The sequence below is a fragment of the Paenarthrobacter sp. 4246 genome (assembly GCF_040546855.1).
GTDB lineage: Bacteria > Actinomycetota > Actinomycetes > Actinomycetales > Micrococcaceae > Arthrobacter.
Genome location: NZ_JBEPOP010000008.1, coordinates 106471 through 126792, shown reverse-complemented (window position 1 = coordinate 126792; position 20322 = coordinate 106471). Strand labels below are relative to the sequence as shown.

At 62.1% G+C, this 20322-nt stretch carries 19 protein-coding genes; 8 read left to right on the top strand and 11 right to left on the bottom strand.

Annotation, left to right across the window (positions count from 1 at the left end; genetic code table 11):
• Nucleotides 1–13: 13 nt before the first annotated feature.
• The 3 genes from ABIE35_RS16065 (at nt 14) to ABIE35_RS16055 (ending at nt 4374) form a co-directional block, all read left to right on the top strand.
• Nucleotides 14–1213: an allantoate amidohydrolase gene (locus ABIE35_RS16065; RefSeq protein WP_354516428.1), complete on the top strand. Its 1200-nt coding sequence runs from the start codon at nt 14–16 to the stop codon at nt 1211–1213.
• On the top strand, nt 1210–2574 hold the full coding sequence (locus tag ABIE35_RS16060; RefSeq protein WP_354516426.1) for a formimidoylglutamate deiminase: 1365 nt from the start codon (nt 1210–1212) through the stop codon (nt 2572–2574). Before ABIE35_RS16065 ends, ABIE35_RS16060 begins: the two co-directional genes overlap by 4 nt.
• Before the next feature lie 330 nt (nt 2575–2904).
• Nucleotides 2905–4374 (top strand): sugar porter family MFS transporter, encoded by a 1470-nt coding sequence (locus ABIE35_RS16055; protein ID WP_354516424.1) that lies wholly within the window; start codon nt 2905–2907, stop codon nt 4372–4374.
• A gap of 73 nt (nt 4375–4447) precedes the next feature.
• Here the strand turns inward: ABIE35_RS16055 and ABIE35_RS16050 are convergent, their stop codons facing one another.
• The 4 genes from ABIE35_RS16050 to ABIE35_RS16035 all read right to left on the bottom strand — a co-directional run bounded on the left by ABIE35_RS16050 (nt 4448) and on the right by ABIE35_RS16035 (nt 8238).
• Entirely contained in the window at nt 4448–5686 is a 1239-nt protein-coding gene (locus ABIE35_RS16050) for an MFS transporter (RefSeq protein ID WP_354516422.1), read from the bottom strand.
• A gap of 47 nt (nt 5687–5733) precedes the next feature.
• Nucleotides 5734–6174: a MarR family winged helix-turn-helix transcriptional regulator gene (locus ABIE35_RS16045; RefSeq protein ID WP_354516420.1), complete on the bottom strand. Its 441-nt coding sequence runs from the start codon at nt 6172–6174 to the stop codon at nt 5734–5736.
• A gap of 27 nt (nt 6175–6201) precedes the next feature.
• The gene (locus ABIE35_RS16040; RefSeq protein WP_354516418.1) at nt 6202–7659 is read right to left on the bottom strand and encodes an HNH endonuclease; all 1458 of its coding nucleotides are present in this window, start codon (nt 7657–7659) and stop codon (nt 6202–6204) included.
• A 108-nt stretch (nt 7660–7767) separates the two neighbouring features.
• On the bottom strand, nt 7768–8238 hold the full coding sequence (locus ABIE35_RS16035; protein ID WP_354516579.1) for a GNAT family N-acetyltransferase: 471 nt from the start codon (nt 8236–8238) through the stop codon (nt 7768–7770).
• Nucleotides 8239–8377: 139 nt separating this feature from the next.
• Between ABIE35_RS16035 and ABIE35_RS16030 the strand changes: the two genes are divergently transcribed.
• From ABIE35_RS16030 to cycA, 5 genes are all read left to right on the top strand, one after another.
• A complete protein-coding gene (locus ABIE35_RS16030) occupies nt 8378–8707 on the top strand; it encodes a PadR family transcriptional regulator (RefSeq protein WP_089596554.1) in 330 nt (109 codons plus the stop codon).
• 1 nt (nt 8708) lies between these two features.
• Nucleotides 8709–9074 (top strand): DUF1048 domain-containing protein, encoded by a 366-nt coding sequence (locus ABIE35_RS16025; RefSeq protein ID WP_354516416.1) that lies wholly within the window; start codon nt 8709–8711, stop codon nt 9072–9074.
• Nucleotides 9071–9883, top strand: a complete 813-nt coding sequence (locus tag ABIE35_RS16020) for an ABC transporter ATP-binding protein (protein WP_354516414.1) — start codon at nt 9071–9073, stop codon at nt 9881–9883. The genes ABIE35_RS16025 and ABIE35_RS16020 overlap by 4 nt, the downstream gene beginning before the upstream one ends.
• Complete coding sequence (locus ABIE35_RS16015) at nt 9880–10641, top strand: ABC transporter permease (RefSeq protein ID WP_354516412.1); 762 nt, start codon at nt 9880–9882, stop codon at nt 10639–10641. The genes ABIE35_RS16020 and ABIE35_RS16015 overlap by 4 nt, the downstream gene beginning before the upstream one ends.
• A gap of 177 nt (nt 10642–10818) precedes the next feature.
• A complete protein-coding gene (gene cycA, locus ABIE35_RS16010) occupies nt 10819–12279 on the top strand; it encodes a D-serine/D-alanine/glycine transporter (protein ID WP_089596558.1) in 1461 nt (486 codons plus the stop codon).
• Between the two features lie 81 nt (nt 12280–12360).
• On the opposite strand, the gene ABIE35_RS16005 is transcribed toward cycA, so the two are convergent.
• The 7 genes from ABIE35_RS16005 to ABIE35_RS15975 form a co-directional block, all read right to left on the bottom strand.
• Entirely contained in the window at nt 12361–13119 is a 759-nt protein-coding gene (locus ABIE35_RS16005; protein WP_354516410.1) for an iron ABC transporter ATP-binding protein, read from the bottom strand.
• Between the two features lie 13 nt (nt 13120–13132).
• Complete coding sequence (locus ABIE35_RS16000; protein ID WP_354516408.1) at nt 13133–14161, bottom strand: iron chelate uptake ABC transporter family permease subunit; 1029 nt, start codon at nt 14159–14161, stop codon at nt 13133–13135.
• The gene (locus tag ABIE35_RS15995; RefSeq protein WP_354516406.1) at nt 14154–15161 is read right to left on the bottom strand and encodes an ABC transporter permease; all 1008 of its coding nucleotides are present in this window, start codon (nt 15159–15161) and stop codon (nt 14154–14156) included. The genes ABIE35_RS16000 and ABIE35_RS15995 overlap by 8 nt, the downstream gene beginning before the upstream one ends.
• A 26-nt stretch (nt 15162–15187) precedes the next feature.
• The gene (locus ABIE35_RS15990; RefSeq protein WP_354516404.1) at nt 15188–16138 is read right to left on the bottom strand and encodes a siderophore ABC transporter substrate-binding protein; all 951 of its coding nucleotides are present in this window, start codon (nt 16136–16138) and stop codon (nt 15188–15190) included.
• Between the two features lie 169 nt (nt 16139–16307).
• Nucleotides 16308–17456: a mannitol-1-phosphate 5-dehydrogenase gene (locus tag ABIE35_RS15985; RefSeq protein ID WP_354516402.1), complete on the bottom strand. Its 1149-nt coding sequence runs from the start codon at nt 17454–17456 to the stop codon at nt 16308–16310.
• Nucleotides 17456–19531, bottom strand: coding sequence for a PTS mannitol transporter subunit IICBA (locus tag ABIE35_RS15980; RefSeq protein ID WP_354516400.1), 2076 nt, complete (start codon nt 19529–19531; stop codon nt 17456–17458). Before ABIE35_RS15980 ends, ABIE35_RS15985 begins: the two co-directional genes overlap by 1 nt.
• A 66-nt stretch (nt 19532–19597) precedes the next feature.
• Nucleotides 19598–20320: a TetR/AcrR family transcriptional regulator gene (locus ABIE35_RS15975; protein ID WP_014923084.1), complete on the bottom strand. Its 723-nt coding sequence runs from the start codon at nt 20318–20320 to the stop codon at nt 19598–19600.
• Nucleotides 20321–20322 lie beyond the last annotated feature (2 nt).

The window sequence follows — 20322 nt, the reverse complement described above, 5'->3', positions numbered from 1 at the left end:
ATCGGAGGAAAACGTGGAAACCGTCAATCAACTCCTGTCCTCAATTCAGGATGTGGGCCGCGACGCGGTCCGCGGAGGATACTCAAGGGCTGTCTACACGACGCCCGAGCTCGACCTCAGGCAGTGGTTTGTCGAGCAAGCCCAACACCGCGGCCTCGACGTCGAGACGGACCGCAACGGGATAATGTGGGCTTGGTGGGGCAAACCCCAAGAGGGCGCACTCGTCACTGGGAGCCATCTCGATTCCGTGCCTGGTGGCGGCGCATTCGACGGACCTCTCGGTGTCGCCTCTGCATTGGCCGCCGTCGACATCCTCAAAGCCCGGGGATTCCAGCCCCCAAGGTCGCTGGCGGTCACCGTTTTTCCTGAGGAAGAAGGGTCGCGCTTTGGCGTCGCCTGCCTGGGGTCCCGGCTCCTCACGGGTGCAATAGACACCGAAAAGGCGATGAACCTGCGGGACGTCAACGGTGACACCTTTGCCGACGTCGCCAGTGCCAACGGCTTGGATCCCCGTCACATAGGCCCGGATCCGGAAGCCATGGCGCGTATCGGCGACTTCGTCGAGCTCCACGTTGAACAAGGAAAGGGGCTGGGGGCGGATGGCCCCGCCATCGCTGTAGGGAGTTCGATCCTGGGGCACGGTCGCTGGAAAATCAGTGTCAGCGGCCAGGGAAACCATGCCGGCACCACGCTTATGATGGACCGCGCCGACCCGATGGTCGCGGCCGCGAAGATCGTCCTCGCCGTTCGTGAAACGGCAGCCAGGCAGCCGGACGCCCGAGCCACCGTAGGCCGCTTGACGCCGGTTCCGGGCGGAACCAACGTCATCGCTTCCCGCGTTGATCTTTGGCTGGACGCACGTCATCCCGACGACGCCGTGACAGCTCAACTCATCGAGGGGATCTACCGTGCAGCCCAGGATGCCGCGGCCGGAGAAGGTTGCGCCGTAGCGCTCACGGAAGAGTCGTACAGCGACACTGTCCACTTTGATGCCGGGCTAAGCCGTCGCATCACCGAGCTACTGCCAGGCGCTCCCGTCCTGGCAACCGGCGCGGGGCATGACGCTGGTGTACTGGCCGGCTACGTTCCCTCCGCCATGGTTTTTGTCCGCAATCCCAGCGGCATTTCGCACTCACCGGAGGAATACGTGGCCGATGAGGACGCCTCAGCCGGAGCCGTTGCGCTCGCTGATGTTTTGGAGGGACTTCTGTGAACGCCTTCTGGTGCGAGACGGCCATCATCGCAAGCGACGACGGCGACGGCGGCCGTAGACTTCCAGAGGTTGCCACCGGCGTACGCGTGGAAACCAGCAACGGCCGCATCTCCGCCATCCACACCGGCATTCAGCCCCTGCCCGGTGACACAACACTGGCGGGCGTCGCCTTCCCCGCAGCTGCGAACGCACACTCCCACGCCTTCCACAGGATCCTTCGTGGAAGAACCCATGACGGACATGGAGATTTCTGGGTGTGGCGGGAGCAAATGTACCGGAGTGCGTCCGAGCTGACTCCGGAGAAGTACCAGAAGCTCGCCACTGCCGTCTTCGCCGAAATGGTAGTCAGCGGATTCAGCAGCGTGGCCGAATTCCATTATGTCCATCACCAACCCGAAGGCGCACCCTATGCGGAGCCACATGCCATGGAGCTGGCCCTTGCCCGGGCAGCCGTGTCTGCCGGGATCCGCCTCACACTTCTGGACACGCTGTATCTGACGGGCGGAATTGGCACCCCCCTGAGCCCCGGCCAAGCCAGGTTCGGGGACGCGGATGCACTGGCCTGGCTGGACCGGCTGGCCTCCCTTCGGGCTGCGATAGCAGAGGAGTTTGCACCCGAGGTGGTGGGCGTCGGAGCTGCCCTGCATTCCGTCCGCGCCGTGCCGGAAGAGGCCCTGAAGATCGTTGCCAAGCAGCTGCCCAAGGACATTCCGCTTCACATCCACCTGAGCGAACAACCCGCTGAAAATAGCGCATGCATGGAGGCTTACGGCACCACTCCAACCGGACTCTTGGAACGCCACGGCCTCTTGTCCTCCAGGCTTTCAGCCGTCCATTCCACGCACTTGACCCCGGAAGACATCGCTTTGCTCGGCGGAGCATCCACCACCGTGGTGATGTGTCCGAGCACGGAAGCCGATCTAGCAGACGGGATCGGCCCTGCCCGGGAACTCTGCGACGCCGGAGCCACCATCGCACTGGGCACTGACCAGCACGCGGTGATCGACCCTTGGATTGAAATGCGCACCTTGGAACATGGAGAACGGCTGGGCAGCGGACAACGCGGAAGATTCTCGCCCGGGGAACTGCTGGGCGCGGCCACTGAAGGAGCCACGCGTTCCATGGCCACCCCCATAGCCCCACAAGCCCTCCAGGTGGGCGGGGTTTGCGACATCATGGTCATCAATCCCGCCTCCACCCGGACCGCGGGATCCCGGCCCATGCAGCTGGCTTTCAGTGCGACGGCGAGTGATATCACCCAGGTGGTCATCGGTGGCGAACTGATTTCCTCGAACGGGGAGCACGCTCGTCTTGGTGTTCCAGGGGTCCTACTGACCGAAGCGCTCAAGGAGTTCTCCTAACGCCGCCGCTAGGTCCGGAAGGTAAGGATGGCGGGGCGTCATTTGGCTCCAAAAGGGACGGCCCGTCGTCGCGCCTTGCGTTCAAGTAGTTCCGCCAGTAGCCACTTTTTGCGCTACAGGGCACGCGAAGACGCCACTCAGCGAACACACAGCCGCTAAACAGACAGCCATACGTTAACAACCTGAATGCATGTCACGTCGGTCACTTGACTGGAACTGGAGCGATATGACGTGCCACACTGTGTAGCGCGAGTGCACCGGCGTCCCCGTCGGATCAGCCGACGACGTCCCGCACCTCGCTCCCACAACACCATTCCCCAAGGGAGACCCATGTCCAGTTCCAGCACCGAAGGCGCGCCCCCCGTTTCGCGGAAGGTGATCGGCCTGGCCGTCGCCGGCGCGGTGGGCGGTTTCCTCTTCGGCTTCGATTCTTCCGTGGTCAACGGCGCCGTGGACGCGATGGCGGACGAGTTCGTCATGAGCGAGGCATTGACCGGCTTCGCCGTTGCTGTTGCGTTGCTGGGGTGCGCCGCCGGCGCCTATTTTGCCGGCAAGATTGCCGACCGCTACGGACGCATCCCGGCCATGAAGATCGGCGCCCTGCTGTTCCTGGTGAGCGCCGTCGGCACAGGCCTTGCCTTTAGCGCATGGGACCTGATTTTCTGGCGGCTCGTTGGCGGTTTGGGCATCGGTCTTGCCTCGGTCATTGCTCCCGCCTACATCTCCGAGATTTCGCCCCGCCACGTGCGTGGGCGCCTGGCTTCGCTCCAGCAGCTCGCGATCACCACAGGCATCTTCGCCGCGCTGCTCTCTGACGCAGTTCTTGCCAACTCAGCAGGCGGCGCCGGCGGCACGTTGTGGCTTGGTATCGAGGCGTGGCGTTGGATGTTTATCGCCTGCGCCGTTCCGGCAGCCGTGTACGGCTGGATCGCTTACCGTTTGCCCGAAAGCCCGCACTTCCTGGTACTCAACGGCAAGGAAGACCAGGCCCGCACCATCTTCAACAAGCTCATCCCCGGCGACGACATCGAGCGGCACATCCGTGAGATCCGCGAATCCATCCAGCAGGAAAAGCTGTCCACCAAGAAGGGCTCCCTGCGCGGCAACAGGTTCGGCCTGCTGCCAGTAGTGTGGATCGGCATCATCCTGTCCGTGCTGCAGCAGTTCGTCGGCATCAACGTCATCTTCTACTACTCCACCACGCTGTGGAAGGCCGTCGGGTTCCAGGAAAAGGACTCCCTCACGATCTCCGTCGCCACGTCCGTAACCAACATCCTGGTAACCCTCGTGGCTATCGCTTTGGTGGACCGCATTGGACGGCGACCCATTCTGCTCACCGGTTCCATCGGCATGGCCGTATCCCTGGGCGTCATGGCGCTGGCCTTCTCTTCGGCAACCGGGTCCGGCTCAGAGATCACTCTCCCTGGCGCTTGGGGCCCTGTTGCCCTGGTTGCCGCCAACGTGTTCGTGATCAGCTTCGGCGCATCGTGGGGTCCACTCGTGTGGGTGCTGTTGGGTGAGATCTTCCCGTCCCGCATCCGTGCCCGCGCCCTCGGCCTGGCTGCCGCCGCGCAGTGGATCGCGAACTTCGCCATTACGCTCAGCTTCCCCATCATGGCTGCAGGTTCGCTCCCGCTGACGTACGCCATGTACGCGGCGTTCGCTGCAGCGTCGTTCTTCTTTGTGATGGTCAAGGTCCCTGAGACGAACGGCATGTCCCTGGAGCAGGCCGAAACGTTGTTCGTTCCCAAGGGAGCGCCGGTGGCGCCGTTGCCGGTCGCTTCAGACGAACCCAAGTAGCCGCGAAAGAGGCCCGGCGGATTGATTCCGCCGGGCCTTTTATGTGTCTAAGAGTTCGCTTAGGCGCAGGCCACTACACGAGGTGCGGCTCGTGTGACTTCAGGTAGCTACGCCCCCCGAAAGCAATGAGGATCGCTATCACCATGGCAACCGCGCCGGCAAAGAACGGAACCTGCGGGCCGAAATGCTCGCCGAGCTGGGCCGCTGCGAAGGGAGCCAAGGCACCGCCCATCCAGCGCACGAAGTTGTAACCAGCGGAAGCGACAGGACGCGGCGAATCAGAAACGCCCATGGCCAGTTCGGTATAGACCGTGTTGTTGATGCCCAGCAGGGCACCTGCCACGATGACAAGCACGACGACGGCAGTCACCGAGTGCCCCGCAGCCAGGCCGAGCCCCACCAAGTCAAGCATGAGGACAGCCAGCGTCCCCGTCAGGACCTTCACTGCGCCAAAGCGCTTCTGCAGGACGGGAGCAACGAATACCGAGAAGACGGCGACTGCGACACCCCATCCGAAGAACACTCCCCCAATTCCGTAGGCGTCCATGCCCAAGATGAAGGGCGTGAAGGCAAGGATGGTGAAGAAGCCGTAGTTGTAGAACAGCGCACTGGCTGCAGTGGTGCGGAGTCCCTTGTGGCCAAGGGCCAGCAACGGATCCCTCAAACGGGACTTCTTAGCCGGAGCGGGTGTTTTGGGCAACAAGGCCAGCAGTGCGATGAAGGCCGCAGCCATGAGGACGGCGGTGCCGAAGAACGGAGCCCGCCACTGCCAGCCGCCCAAGAGGGCACCCAGCAGTGGGCCGAGCGAGATACCCAAACCAAGGGCTGCTTCGTAAAGAATGATGGCCGTGCCGGTTCCACCACTGGCCACGCCTACGATCACTGCCAGAGCGGTGGCCACAAACAACGCGTTGCCGAGGCCCCAGCCTGCCCTGAACCCCACGAGCTGCTCAACGCTGCCCGAAACACCAGACAACGATGCGAACACCACGATGATAGCCAGGCCGATCAGCAGCGTCTTCTTGCCACCGATCCTTGACGACACGAAGCCACTGATCAACATTGCGATGGCCGTCACCAGGAAGTAGCTGGTGAACAGCAGCGACACTTCGCTGGTGGACGCCTCAAGGTTTTTGGCAATTGCCGGCAGGATGGGGTCGACCAGGCCGATCCCCATGAAGGCAAAAACGGCGGCGAGGGCGGTGGCCCACACGGCCTTTGGCTGCTTGAGGAAGGAAGCTTTTTCAGCCTCCAGCGTGGTTTCGAGGGTTGTTTCGGCGCTTGCTGAAGCGTCAGCCAACTGGCGTGACATTCAATGGCTCCTTGTCGGTGCTGATTTTCTGGTTGTGCTGGGATTTCTTAGTTCTGGAACGAGCTGTTGAGCTTGGCGATCACGGGCAGTGCCGCGGCGAGATGCTCGATTTCATCGCCGCTGAGGTCCTGAAGCAGTTCGGCCACCATGGCGTTGCGCCGCTGATTGGCAGACTCGACGGCGGACGCACCGGCTTCGGTGATGACCACCTGGACTGCTCGGGAATCGTCCGGGTCCTGCTGGCGGGTTACCAAGCCGGTGCGCTCAAGCTTGATGATTTGCTCGGTGGCGCTGGGGACTTTGATACCCAGGTTCTTGGCGATGTCGCCCACGCGAAGGCCCCCGTCGGAGATCATGGACAGCAAGCTGAGCTGCGCGGCGGTAAGGTCGCCTTCAGGATCGAGGCGGCGGAACATGTACACACCGAGTCGTAGTGACTCGCGAAATTCCTGCGCAAGATCAAGTAACCGGGGATCAAATGGACTCATATTTAGGTATCCTAATAGTTAGGGAGCCTAAGAGTCAATAAGTAGGTCTGCCTGGGCCGAACTCTCCTGCCCAGCCCCGGATTCAAAGTCCGGCAATTTCACTGCTCGACCATGCCCGGGAAGGGGCGGCGCGGACGATCGGTAGCTATGCCCTGTTGGGGTGCTGATTTCCAGCGTGTGAACGTCGTCGGACAACTGCCGTGCCGCCCAGCCAGGATTTTCCTTAGTGTGGTTGCACGCTTCGCAGAGTCCTGCACTGTTGGTCACGGTAGTGGCGCCACCTGCATGCCACGGGACGACGTGATCGATGTGCTTAATGGGCGCGTCGCAGTAGGGCGTGCGGCAGGTGTCGTCCCGGACTTCGATGAAACGCCTCAACCTCGGCGGGAAGAATCGCGCCTTGGAGTCCATGGTGATGAGCTCGCCCGTGGTCGGCGCTGTATAGAGGCGGCGAAGCCACACAGTGAACTCTGGATCCGGCGTTGGCGCCGGACTTCCGCCCGTCGCGGCCGGCCTCGTCTCACGGGGCTCGCCCAAGGCAACCCTTCCTGCACCAACCAGCGCTCTCGCCCATTCCGCTGGGACTATCCCGTAGCCCTTCAGCCGCGCCGGCTCACTGTCCCCTTGCAACAGGGTGCGATCCGTCATGATGACCTCGAGGTCGACTCCACTGATTCCGCCGCGCCTGCCGGTGATACGTTCGACGAGGGTGTCCGCCATGACTTGGCCCCTGTTCCGCGATTCACCAGAGGAACGCACAGAGTCTGCCTTCCGGTTGAGTGCGGCATAGACGGCAACCCCATGGGCGACAGGAAGCAGGGCGGTCAAATACGTCATGGCGTCCGGCGCAGGACGCAGGCTGACCGTCCGTTCGGTGGCGGCGTCACGGGCGCGCTGGGCAACAGTGCGGGGATCGCGACGATAGGCGGCGGCTTTCGCTGCAGCGACGATGGCTTTGTCACCGACGCCATCGAAGGTGCCTGCGTCAGGCGCGAGTTCTTCGTCCACGGCGCGCCGATCTTCCAAGGAGAGGCATGCCGTCTCCTTCACGAGCAAGGTGGCGCGCCATTCATTGAGCTGGCCGGATTCCAGTGCAGCCATGGTGCGCGGCATCTCCGTCACCAACGCCTTCCCCAGCCCAAGGAAACGCGAGCCGCGACTCGGTGATTCGCGACGCGCCAATGCCACCTGCGCCCCCACGCCCTGCCCTTGCTCGGAGACGGGAATGCCGGCCGCCGCTTGCTCGCGGCGCTGCGCGAGGTCGAAGGCCACGGTCGCCCTCGCCTGGACGCTTGCGATAGCGGACTTCACATCCTCCAAACCACGCAGTTGATCAATCAGCTCACCACTGGTCGACCCAAGGCGAAGAGCCCTCAAGGTCCCCATGAGAGCGGAGATACTGGGCACGGAGCCGTCCGATTGAGGCCCCATCAGGAGGGCATGTGAGTCCATGTCAATCGCTTGCCGCTCCCGAATCTTCTCCATGGCCCAACTCTTCCAGTGGCCTACGGGCGCCATAAGGCAGGAATCTCCCTATGTGGAAAACAACCGGATCCCGGGCCCAGGGAACGTCCGCAGGCCCGCGTCCCCTGCTCAGAGCGTCAGTTTCATGCCTTCATGGCTTGCTACAAAGCCGAGCCGCTCGTAGAAACGGTGCGCTGCCGTACGGGATTTGTCGGTGGTGAGCTGCACCAGGGAGCAACCCCGCTCCCGGGCCTGCTCAAGTGCCCACTCGATCATCAGCGCCCCAACACCCTGGCCACGCAGCACGTCGGACACCCGAACCGCCTCGATCTGGGCACGCCAGGAACCTTTACGGGACAAGCCGGGCAGGTAGCTGAGCTGGAACGTTGCCACCACATCGCCCGCGAGTTCGCCCACCACCAGAAGGTGGGTCGGGTCGGCGTCGATCGCGTCAAAAGCCTGCTGGTACGGCGCTATATCGCCGGCATCTTCGCGGGTGGCACCCAGCTGGTCATCTGCGAGCAGCGCGAGGATTCGCGGCAGGTCGGCTTTGGTGGCGCGTCGAAGGCTGAAGGTTCCAAGCCCGACGTCGGCGGTCATCAAAGTGGGCGCGGTACCAAATTCTGCAGTCACCACCCCAGCATGCCATTCAGGCCAGAACTAAGTATTGCTAAGTACCGGTACTTAGCTCTACTATGTAGTGGTAGCTAGTAATACTGAGTACTGAAGGAGGTGTCCAATGGGCAAGCAGATGACGGAGATGCTCAAAGGCACACTGGAGGGCATTGTGCTGGCCCTCCTGACCGGAAAGGCAGCGTATGGATACGAGATCACTACGTTGCTACGGGAACAGGGCTTCACCGAGATTGCTGAGGGCACCGTGTATGCGCTGCTCGTCAGGATCGAACAAAAGGGGCTGGTGGACGTTGAAAAGCGGCCTTCTGAAAAAGGACCACCCCGCAAGGTGTACACACTCAACCCCCAGGGCCAAAAAGAACTGAACGAATTCTGGAACACCTGGAGCTTCTTGTCCGAACGGCTTGAGCAGCTCCGCAAGGAAGGAAATTAACATGGCAGCAAAATGGATCGAACTGGTCACCGGATCACTCGAGCAGAAGAAGCAGTACAAGCAAGCCAAGGCGCGGCTGGATTCATTGCCCGAGCCATACCTGGCCGTGGCCGCCGCCTTCAACCGGTACTTGATGTACTACGGCGGCGTCACTGAGGGCGACACCATGGTTCAGATGTTCACGGACCTCGCAGACCTTTGGGAACGCGCCGCAATCGACGGCACGCCAGTGAGCGAGATCGTGGGCGAAGACCCCATCGAATTCGCTGAAAGCTTCGCGCAGGCCTATGGCGGTAAGCGCTGGATCGACAAGGAACGCGAGCGCCTCACCAAGGCAATCGACAAAGCGAAGGAGGCGGGATTATGACCGCCGCAGCAATCCGGGTGGAGGGCATTGAGAAGTCTTACAAGGATCTCCACGTCCTGCGCGGCGTGGACTTCGAGGTAGCCTCGGGCAGCATTTTTGCCCTCCTCGGCTCCAACGGCGCCGGCAAGACCACCATGGTGAAAATCCTCTCCACGCTGCTCAAAGCGGATGGCGGGCAGGCCGCTGTCGAGGGCTTTGATGTTGCCACCGCGTCGCTCCAGGTGAGGCAGTCCATCAGTCTGACCGGACAGTTCGCCGCAGTGGATGAGGTCCTGTCCGGCAAGGAGAACCTGATCCTGGTGGCGAAGCTGCGCCACCTGAAGGACCCGGGACAGATCGCGGATGGGCTGCTGGCCCGGTTCAGCCTCACCGACGCCGGCGCACGCAAGGTAGCGAGCTACTCAGGCGGCATGCGTCGCCGGCTGGACATCGCCATGAGCCTGATCGGCAGCCCCAAGGTGATCTTCCTGGATGAGCCGACCACTGGCCTCGATCCGGAGGCGCGGCTTGAGGTGTGGCAGATCGTCAAGAACCTCGCCCAACAGGGAACCACGGTCCTGCTGACGACGCAATACCTCGATGAGGCCGAGCAACTGGCAGACCGGATCGCCATCCTTCATGAGGGCCGCATCATCGCCAACGGCACGCTGGCAGAGCTCAAGCAACTCCTGCCGCCGGCCAAGATCGAATATGTCGAGAAGCAGCAGCCGAGCCTGGAGGACATTTTCCTGGCACTGGTTGGCACCGGCACCGGCTCCCACGAGGCTGGTAACGAGGCTGGAAACGAGTCAGTAAAGGACAAGTCATGAATACCCATTTCTTCGCAGACACGTCCGTGCTGCTGGGCCGTTCAATGCGGCATATCTTCCGCAGCGTGGACACCATCATCACCACGGCCATCACACCGATCGCCCTCATGCTGCTGTTCGTCTACGTTTTCGGCGGCGCCATCAAGACAGGCACTGAAAACTACGTTAACTACCTGCTGCCCGGCATCATGCTGATCGCCATCGCTTCCGGCATCGCCTACACGGCAGTCCGGTTGTTCACGGATATGCAGAGTGGCATCTTCGAGCGGTTCCAGTCCATGCCGATTGCGCGCTCCTCGGTTCTCTGGGCACATGTACTGACGTCCTTGGCGGCCAACGGACTGTCATTGGTGATCATTGTGCTGGTGGCGCTCCTCATGGGGTTCCGGACGTCGGCCAATCTGCTTGATTGGCTGGCCGTCGCGGGAATCCTGGCGCTGTTCACGCTGGCACTGACGTGGATCGCCATCATTGCGGGCCTCTCGGCAAAGTCCGTGGATGGTGCCGGCGGGTTCTCCTACCCGCTGATCTTCCTGCCGTTCATCAGCTCTGCCTTTGTTCCGACGGAGACCATGCCGGGTCCTGTCCGTTGGTTCGCAGAGAACCAGCCGGTCACCTCCATTGTGAACACCATCCAGGACCTGTTCGCGCAGCGTCCGGTAGGCAGCGATATCTGGGTAGCCCTCGCATGGTGCTTGGGGATCCTGGTTGTCTCCTACGCCTTTGCCACTGCCGCCTACAAGCGCCAGATCGCCTAGTTCACCGCGGCATAAGAAACAGCGCCAAACAAAGGCTTAAGCTCCCCCTTCATCAGAGAGGGAGCTTTCGCCATTCAGACCGATTCGCCATTCGTCAGACATTAGCTATAGCTTTATCGAACAGATTTGTAACGGCCGTCACTATTATGGCGGATCCTTCGAAGGGTTCTTGATCTCATGTCCGACCAGACAACACAGGGGCAGCTCCGCGCCTCCAGCAGGGACAGCGAGCCCCACCTGTCACGCTCGCTCAGCAACCGCCACATCCAACTCCTGGCCATCGGCGGCGCCATCGGAACCGGCCTCTTCATGGGCTCTGGAAAAACCATTTCCGTCGCCGGCCCCTCCGTGATCTTCGTGTACATGATCATCGGCTTCATGCTCTTCTTCGTCATGCGGGCCATGGGCCAATTGCTGCTTTCCAACCTGAACTACAAGTCCTTCAGCGACTTCGCAGGCGACCTCCTCGGCCCCTGGGCCGGCTTCTTCACCGGCTGGACCTACTGGTTCTGCTGGGTAGTCACCGGCGTGGCGGATGTGATCGCGATTGCGGGCTACGCCAACGAACTCTGGCCGGGAATCCAACTCTGGATCCCGGGCATCGCCACCATCATCATCCTGCTCCTCCTGAACCTGCCCACCGTTAAGGCGTTCGGTGAGACCGAATTCTGGTTCGCCCTCATCAAGATCGTCGCCATCGTGGCGCTGATCGTGGTTGGCCTGGTAATGATCTTCACCGGCTTCCAGTCCAACGCAGGAACGGCGAGCTTCACCAATCTCTGGAGCCATGGCGGATTCTTCCCCAAGGAATTCATGGGCTTCGTGGCCGGTTTCCAGATCGCAGTCTTCGCCTTCGTCGGCATCGAGCTTGTTGGCACCGCAGCAGCCGAGACCAAGAACCCGGAGCATAACCTCCCCCGCGCCATCAACGCCATCCCCCTGCGCGTCATGCTGTTCTACGTAGGTGCCCTCATCATCCTCATGTCCGTCACCCCGTGGACCGAGTTCAAGGCAGGCCAGAGCCCGTTCATTGCCATGTTCTCCTTGGCCGGTTTGGGCATGGCGGCCACCGTGGTCAACCTCGTCGTGCTCACCTCGGCCATGTCATCGGCCAACTCGGGCATCTACTCGACGTCCCGCATGGTCTACGGCCTGGCCAACGACGGCGATGCACCCAAGCTCTTTGGCCGGCTCTCCAGCCGCAAAGTACCCCAGAACGCACTGTTCCTCTCCTGCGTCCTGCTGCTGGCCGGCGTCGCACTTCTCTACGCGGGCAAGGATGTGGGCGTGGCGTTCGACATGGTGACCACCGTGTCCGCCGTCTGCTTCATGTTCGTCTGGTCCATCATCCTGGCCAGCTACCTCGTGTACCGGAAACGCCGCCCAGAGCAGCACGCGGCCTCGCCGTTCAAAATGCCCGGCGGCATTCCCATGGTGTGGGTGGTGTTCGCGTTCTTTGCTTTCCTCGTCTGGGCGCTCACCACGCAGCCGGACACGCTCACCGCCCTGTTGGTGACGCCCATCTGGTTCGCCATCCTCGGCGTCGCCTACGCGGTGGTCCGCAGGACGCCCCTCCACCAGGCCCGCGTGGCCGAATGGAAAGCCATGTCCGAGGCCGAAACCGCAGCAGCGCGCTAACTCTGAACAAACAGAGCCCGACGTCGGCACCCAGCTTGGGTGCCGACGTCGGGCTCTTCTTGGTGCAGGGACAGCAAAGCGTCAGGCGAAGTACACGCCGATCCGGTTGCCGTCGATTTCCTCGATGCGGATGTCGATGTCGTAAACGTCCTGCAGCATCCCGGCGCGCATGATCTCCGAGGGCGTGCCCTGATGGATGAGCCGGCCGTCCTTCATGGCCAGGATGGTGTCCGAGTAGCAGGACGCGAAGTTGATGTCGTGCACCACCAGGACGATGGTCTTTCCGAGCTCGTCGGCCAGTCGTCGCAGCAGGCGCATCATTTCCACGGAGTGCTTCATGTCCAGGTTGTTCAGCGGTTCATCCAGCAATAGGTATTCCGTGTCCTGCGCCAGGACCATCGCGATATAGGCCCGCTGGCGCTGGCCGCCGGAGAGCTCATCCACGAACTTGTCCGCCATGGACGTGAGGTCCAACTGCCGGATGGCCTCGTCCACATGCTCCAGGTCCTCAACGGTCGGCCGCCCACCGCTGTGCGGGAAGCGGCCAAAAGCCACGAGGTCGCGGACCGTGAGCCGCATGGTCAGGTGGTTTTCCTGCCGCAGGATGGCCATGGTCTTGGCCAGTTCCTTGCTGGGCGTCGCTGTGACATCCAAGCCAGCCACCGACACTCCCCCGCCGTCCATGGGCTGGAGGCGGCTGATCAGGGAGAGCAAAGTGGACTTGCCCGCGCCGTTGGGGCCGATGATGGACGTGATGCCGCCACGCGGGATCTCGCAGGTGACGTCGTCCAGCACGGTGGTGCTGCCGTATCGCTTGGTCACGTTCCGGACGGTAATCATGGGCAGATCCCAATCATTTCAATGAGCCTTTCAGCAACAGGTAAAGGAAGAGGATGCCGCCGGTGAACTCGATGATCACGCTGAGGGCAGTGGCGAAACCAAACACGCGTTCCAACAGCAACTGGCCACCCACCAAGGCGATGGCACCAATCAGGACCACTATCGGGAGCAGCCAAGCGTGCCGGAAACCGCGGCAGAGCTGGTAGCCGAGGCTGACCACCAGCAGCCCGAAGAACGTCACCGGACCCACCAGTGCGGTGGAAACCGCCACCAGCAGCGAGCACGCGAGCAGCACCCGCATCACCACCCGTTTGTGGTCGACGCCCACGTTGATGGCCACTTCCCGGCCCAGCGCCAGCACGTCCAACGTGTGCCGCATCCGCCACACACCAATGCACACCAGGGCGATCAGCGCCGCAGAAACACCCAGCAGGCCGGGATCCACATTGTTGAAACTCGCGAAGAACAGGTCCTGGAGGATGATGAATTCGCTGGGTTCCATCAGCCGCTGCAACAGCGAGGAAAAGCCACGGAACAACGTACCCAGCACGATTCCCACCAACAACAGCAAATGGAGCGATCGCGTGGCTCCGGTGAACATCCACCGATACAGGAACGCGCTGAACCCCACCATCAGGAGGATCTCCAGCCCAAACTTAAGTGTGGAAGGCGCAGTGGCCAGCGTCGCAGCCCCGGCCACGAACGCCAGCGCGGTTTGCACCAGGATGTACAGCGAATCGAAGCCCATGATGGAGGGCGTCAGGATCCGGTTGGCCGTGACGGTCTGGAACAGCAGCGTGGAAACGCCCACCGCCACAGCCACCAGGAGCATCGCCGATACCTTGATGGCCCGCCGCGGCAGGACGTAGGCGATGTTGCCCTTGAGGTCGACGGTCAGGAAAACGGCAACAAGTACGACGGCGGCAATCGCCAAGACGGCGATCACCAGTCCCGGCGGGGTGCTTCGGATGGCGTCGCGCCAATGCGGGCGGGCAGGAACGGAAGAGACACCGGGTGCCATCGTCACAGAAGTTTCAGGCATTGCGTTTCCTCAAGAGCAGGAAGAGGAACATGATGGCGCCCAGCACTGACATGACCATGCCGACGGGCACTTCGTAGGGGAACCGGATGGTACGGCCGATGATGTCGCAGACCAGCACGAACGCTGCTCCGAACAACGCCGTCCACGGAACAGCCCGGCGAAGATTATCGCCGAAGAGCAGGGACACAATGTTGGGTACTACCAAGCCGAGGAACGGCACGGCGCCCACGGTGGTGACCACCACGGCGGAGATCAACGAGACGATCATCAGCCCCAGCCGCATGGTGCGCGCGTAGTTCAGGCCCAGGTTGGTGGTGAAGTCCTGCCCCATGCCGGCCACGGTGAAGCGATCGGCAGCAAAGAGGCCCACCAAGACCAGGACAGCCACGATCCACAGCAGTTCATACCGCCCACGGAGCACGCCGGAGAAGTCGCCGATCATCCAGTTGCTCAGGGTCTGGAGGAGATCGAAGCGGTAGGCGAAGAACGTGGTAACGGCAGCGATGATGCCACCCAGCATGATGCCTACCAGCGGAATCAGCAGGGTGTTGCGGGCGGGAAGCCTGCGGAGGATGGCCAAGAACAGGGCTGTGCCCAGCACGGCGAAAACCGACGCCACTAGCATTTTGGTGAGAATCGGAGAGTCCGGAGCCAGCACCGTGACCACCAGGATTCCGAGGGTGGCTGACTCCACGGTGCCCACGGTGGACGGCTCGACAAAACGGTTCCGGGCCATGAGCTGCATGATCAACCCGGCCACGGCGACCGCCATTCCGGCCAGGACCACAGCCACGGTGCGTGGCACCCGGGAGACCCAGAAGATTTCCCAGGCACCGGCGTCGTTCGCCACCAAGGCGGGCAGCGAAACGTCGCTGACACCCACGAAGATGCTGCCCACGGCGATCACCAGAACCACGGCGGAAGCCGCAACCAGGCGGGCAGTTTCGCCAGTCCGGTTGCGGCTTGCTGGCACCGTGGGGCGCACGGCTGTAGTTGTCACGTCAGGATTTCAGGTGGAGCGGGTTGTCAGGCAACCGAGTCGGCCACTGCCGTGACCATGGCCTGGACGTTGTTCAGTCCGTAACCCACGATGTACCAGCCGGCGGGATCGAGGTTGACGATCTTGTTGTTCTTGGCGGCGTTGGTGGACTTCACGAGCTCATTGTCCAGAATGGGGTTGGCGGTGGATCCTGCGGTGCCGATCGCGGTGTCGCGGTTGATGACGTAAAGGATGTCCGGGTTGGTTTCCTTGATGTATTCAAAGGAAACAGCCTCGCCGTGGGACCCCTCGGCTTTGACGTCGGCGGCGGTGGGAACGCCCAGGACGTCATGGATGATGCCGAAGCGGGAGCCCGCACCGTACGCGGTAACTTCACCGCCTGAGGTGAGGACTATCAGGCCCTTGCCAGCCGAGGCGGCCTTGGTCTTGGTGTCCGCGACGGTCTTGTCCACCTCTGCAAGCTTGGAAGAAACTTCGTCTTCCTTCTTGAAGATCTTGCCGAGTTTCTCGGCCTGGGCCTTGAAGCTCTCCATGGGTTTGGCCGCATCAACGGAGAGGTCGATGGTGGGGGCGATCTTGCTCAGTTCCTCGTAGGCGCCGGCGGTGCGTCCGGAGACGATGATGAGGTCCGGAGCTGCGGAGCTGACGGCTTCGAAGTCGGGTTCCTTGAGCGAACCCACCTTGGCGTACCTGGCCTCGGAGAACTTCTTGAGGGCCTCCGGGTAGCTGGCCTCGGGAACACCGGTGGGCTCCACGCCGAGCGCGTTCATGGTGTCGAGGACGCCGAGATCGAAGGTGACGACCTTCTCCGGGTTCACGGGAACGTTGGATGTTGAACCCTGGGCGTGCTCAATGGTGATGGTGCTGGATTCCTCAGGCTGCGAAGAGGCAGTTGCCCCGCCCCCACACGCCGTAACGGTCAGCAAGGCTGCGCCTGCAGCCAGTGCCCCAAGGTAGCTCGACAGCCTCTTTTTCACGCCAGTACTCCACTCACTAATAAGTCATAGATGTGTTGCCTAATTGCTTTTTGACTCTATTAGTAAGGTGAGGCTAACTTCAAAAACGAAAGGCCCTCCAGCGGGTATTTGTGACTGAAGTCACGCTTTTTTCTCCCGCTGGAGAGCCTTTGTTACTTTTGGGTGGCGCTTACACCTCGGCCTGCCGATCCTCCACCAGCTTCTGGAGCGCCGGGAAGAGCGGGTGCGACGGCGTCAGTTCCGTGATGCGCTCGACGGCGGCAGCCGCGTCCAGCTCGGACAGCAGGTTTGCGAGCTCCACGGCTTCGTCGTCATTGCCGTCATCGAAACGCAATGCTGCCGACATTGCCTCAAGCAACGCCACCGGAGTAACTCCACGCTCGGCCAACTCGGCGGCAGGACCAACAAAACGTTCGTGCCGGCCGAGCTTCCGCAAGGGTGCACGGCCCACACGATTCACGGTGTCCGGCAGGTGCGGGTTGGTGAAGCGGGACAGGATCTTCTGCACGTACGCTTCCTGCTCGGCCTCCACAAACCCATGCTTGGCCACCAACAGTTCCTTGGTTTCTTCCAGCACTGCGCGGACCTTTGCTGCAACAGAGGGATCGGCCATGGATTCGGAGATCTTCTCAATCCCGGCCTGGTATCCGAAATACGCAGCCGACGCATGGCCGGTATTGACCGTGAACAGCTTGCGCTCAATATACGGGCCCAGCTCGTCCACGAACGTGGCTCCGGGGATGGTGGGCACCTTGTCACCGAACGGCGTGCGGTCAATGACCCACTCGTAGAAGGTCTCCACCGTGACATCCAGGCCCTGGCCCGGAGCCTGGTTGGGGACAATGCGGTCCACAGCCGTGTTGGCAAAAACCGCGATGGCGTCCAAATCACCTGCGGAATTGTCCCAAGCCGACTGGATCGCCGTGTGCAGGAGGTCCGTGGCGTTGATGGCGTTCTCGCAGGCCATCACGTGGAGAGGCGGCAGGTCTGTGGGACGGGCCGCCAGCCCTCGGGCGATCACCGGTGCCACGAACTTCAGGATGTGCGGCCCCACAGCAGTGGTGACCACATCCGCCGTCGAGATTTCCTCCACAACAGCGGCTTCCTGCGACGCGGAGTTGAAAGCGCGGAAACCAGTGACGGTCTTGACCGCTGGATTCTCGCCAACCTCGTGGACGTCGTAGCTGCCGGCCGCTGCGAGCTGGCTGATCAGCGCGTCCGCGACATCCGCGAACACCACCTCATAGCCGGCTTCGTGAAGCAGCAGCCCCACGAAGCCGCGCCCGATGTTTCCTGCCCCAAAATGGACTGCCTTCACTATGCATTGACCTTTCTGAACAGCTCCAGGACCTCGTCAACCGTGGTGGCCTCCTCCAGCTGGGCAACTTGTGCCTTGTTGGTGAAGATCTTGGCTATGGAAGACAGGATGTGGAGGTGCTCATTGTTGAGGCCGGCGACACCGACCACGAACTTCACTTGCTTGCCGCCCCAGTCGATGCCCTCGGGGTAGCGGATGATGGACACGGCCGAGTGGTTGATGTGCTCCTTGGCATCGTTGGTACCGTGCGGGATGGCCAGGAAGCTGCCCATGTAGGTGGACACGGATTCCTCGCGCTCGTGCATCGCGTGGACGTAGCTGACATCCACGGCACCGCGGTCCAGCAGGAGCTTTCCGGCCTCGTCGATCGCCGCGTCACGGTCACGGGATGTGCCGTTCAGGATCACGCTTTCGCGGAGCAGGACGCCTTTGCCTTCGGCAGCCTGACCTTCGACGGCGGCAGTCTGCTGAGCGACATGCGCGCCGTGGCCGGCGGCTGCTGAAGTGGCGGCGGCGGTGGGCTGGGCGTCTCCGCCAGGGGCCGCCGTCGTGCCTGTTTCAGCTGCAGCGCCTTCACTGTTGCTGCTCCGCACCAGTTCAACGATCTCTTCGTACTTGGGACTGTTCATGAAGTTGTCCACCGAGTAGTGCACTGCGCTGGACGTCCGCGGCTGGGCGCGTTCAGTCAGGTCCTGGTGCGTGACCACCACATCGTAGGTGTCGTTGAGGTTGGCGATGGCCGAGTTGGTGACCTTGACGTCCGGGAAGCCGGCCGCCTTGATCTTGTTGCGCAGGACCGAGGCGCCCATGGCACTGGAACCCATGCCGGCGTCGCAAGCGAACACGATGTTCTGGACCGGGCGGGTGAGCAAGGTACCGGGCTGGGAGCCTGCCGGTTCGCCGGCGCGGTCACCAACAAGCGCGGAGGAGACGGAGCTCTTCTTGCCCTTCATGGCTTCCATGCGGGATGTCGCTGCCGAGAGATCATCCTCGCCCTTGTTCTTGGACGTGCGCAGGATGACCGCGGCAATCAGGAAGGAAACGGCAGTGGCCAAGACAACCGCCAGGATGACGCCAAGGTAGCTGTCGCGGGCAGTCTGTGCCAGCACGGCGATGATGGAACCCGGTGCGGCCGGAGCCACCAGGCCGGAGTTGGTGATGGCCAGGGTAGCGATGCCGGTCATGCCGCCACCGATGGCAGCCAGGATGAGGATGGGCTTCATCAGGACGTACGGGAAGTAAATCTCGTGGATGCCACCGAGGAAGTGGATGATCGCTGCACCGGGGGCCGAAGCCCTGGCCGCACCGCGTCCGAAGAACATGTACGCCAGCAGGATGCCCATACCCGGGCCCGGGTTGGCTTCCAGCAGGAACAGGATGGACTTGCCCTGTTCCAGGGACTGCTGAATACCCAGCGGAGTCAGCACGCCGTGGTTGATGGCGTTGTTGAGGAAGAGGACCTTGGCCGGCTCAATGAAGATGCTGGTCAGAGGCAGCAGGCCGTTGTTGACCAGGAACCCGACCACGGCCCCGGCGCCGTCAGTGAAGCGCTGAACCACCCAGGAAAGGCCGTAGAAGCCACCCAAAGCCAACAGCGCACCCCAGATACCCGCGGAGAAGTTGTTGACCAGCATTTCGAAACCGGGGCGGATCTTGCCGTCCCACAGGGCGTCGATCTTCTTCATGGTCCAGGCACCCAGCGGGCCCATGATCATGGCGCCGATGAACATTGGCGCATCCGTACCTGCGATGACGCCCATGGTTGCGATGGCACCGACCACGCCGCCGCGGACGTCATAGACCATGCGGCCGCCCGTGTAGGCAATCAGGATTGGAAGGAGGTACGTGACCATGGGGCCAACGATGCCGACGTTGGGATCACCCTCGGCGTTGGTGCCGAACCCGCCCAGTTCAGCGACTGGAATCCAGCCCTTCTCGATGAAGAGGGCCGTGATGAGGCCCCAGGCGATGAAGGCGCCGATGTTGGGCATAATCATGCCGGACAGGAAGGTGCCGAACTTCTGAACACCAACGCGCACGCTGGTGCGGGGCTTCGCAACTGTCTCTGTTGCCATGTGAATTCCTAACGTGTGTCCCGCGGCGGCGCGGGGTCAGTCGATAAAGATCGAGAGAACGCAGCCTTAGGAGCTGCTGGAAATGCGGTGAAGCCATTCAAGGAAGAGCTTCAGTTCAGAGCTGGAAAGTTGGTCCGAATGTGAGGCCTGCAGTGCCGCATTCAGGGCGATTGCCGCAACAACCACGGACGACTTACCGGAGTCGTCCGCTGCGGCGCCACGGGCGGTGTCCGTGGAGACGGCAAAAATCATGGAATCCCGGGTCATCGTTGAGAGCTCGAGGTTCCTTTCTTCCACCGGTTCTGCGATCAGCATGAGCGTGACACCCACGTTGGCCGCCAGGATGCTACGGGCCGCTTCGCGGGGCGGCACGTTGATCTGACCGGAAATTGCGGCCTTGTTCAGCATTTCCTCCAGAAGCGCTTCAGCATCGGCCACGATTGCAGGACGGCTTTCCGGCCTGATGTTGCCGAACATCACCAGGTACAGATGCGGCTGGCTCAGCCCGAACTGGACATGGTTATCCCACATCCGCCGGACGTCTTCCAAAGGCTCCCCGGACGGCGCAAAATCCCGCTCCCCCGCCACATACTCTTCAAATCCGGCTGAAACGACGGCATCGAACAAGCCTTCTTTGTCGCCAAAGTGGTGGTAAAGCGTTGGTGCGGTGACCCCGGCCAGCTTGGTGATCTGGCGCGTTGAGACCGCTGACCCCTCCGAATTCGCCAGCAACTCGGCAGCTGCGCGAAGCAACCGAATTTTAGGCGGAAGCTGGTCATCGAAACTCATAA